Raw genomic sequence first — 1,087 nt, forward strand, 5'->3', positions numbered from 1 at the left:
CAAAAGAGTTATCAGAAGGTGCGACATCTTCTGTTACAGAACTCACAAAAACAGCCTCACAAGTACAAGCGGGAGTAGAGACAGCATTAACAGCTTCAAGAGAAGCCAAATCACAATCAGAGGCAGCTGTAAGCACGTCAGAAGAGGCGAAAGGTTTAGCGGAAAAAGCGAATACGGCATCTACAGAGGCGCAAAAGGCATCAGAACAGGCATTAAGAGAAGCGACTTCTGCGAAAACAACAGCGGGCGGGGCATCTAGTATAGCCAATGATGCGAAAGGGAGTGCTGAGGCAGCTAAAACATTATCAGAAGAAGCAAAACGGTTGGCAGCAGCATCACAGGAGACAGCAGAAACAGCAAAGGCTAAAGCCGAAAGTGTAGAGGCAGTTGCGAATGAAGCAAAATCTACAGCGACTACAGCATTAACAGAAGCAAGAGAAGCTAAGAGTACGGCATCTGAGGCGAAGGGTTTGGCGGAGGAAGCGAAAAGCGCCGTTGATAAGGCGACAGGGAAAGTAGAGCAAGCTGTAAAAGAGGCTAGCGATGCGAAATCTAAAGCAGAAAATTTAGAGACTGTTGCGACTGAAGCGAAATCCACGAGTGAACAAGCAAGTCAAACCGCCTCTAGTGCAAAAAGCTTATCAGAAGAAGCAAAAGAAGAAGCAAGGAGCGCCAAAGCGACAGCCTTAGAAGCGAAAAGTGCAGCAGATAGTGCACAGACGAAAGCCGAGCAAGCGCAACAGAGTGCAACAGAAGCAACACGAATAGCCAACGAAGCGAAGGTAGCAGCAGAAGCATCGGTGCGTTCAGGAGAAACGGCAGGTGAAGCGAGTGTGGAGGCGTTGAAGGGTATAGCTACAGCAGCAAAGAGTAAAGCGGAAGCAGCAGAGAAGGTAGCAGAAGAAACGAAAGGTGCTTTGGATGGTCTAAAACAAGTAGCAGGTAGTGCGAAGTCTATAGCCGAAGAGGCAAAGAAGGTAGCTGATGGTGCACAAAAGAAGGCATTACAGGTAGAGACAGTAGCGGGTGAAGCTGAAAAGATAGCAAAAGAAGCCAAACAGACAGCAGGTTATGCTAACCATGAGGC

The 1,087-nt window shown here is 48.0% G+C and carries 1 protein-coding gene; it reads left to right on the top strand.

The annotated features are described in order from the left end of the window. The coding region (locus tag ACFIJW_RS02930; RefSeq protein WP_375633228.1) for an alanine-zipper protein at positions 1-1,087 on the top strand (1,087 nt) is incomplete at both ends.

It is taken from the genome of Bartonella sp. MM97QHHN, assembly GCF_042194285.1.
In the GTDB taxonomy this organism is placed as follows: domain Bacteria; phylum Pseudomonadota; class Alphaproteobacteria; order Rhizobiales; family Rhizobiaceae; genus Bartonella.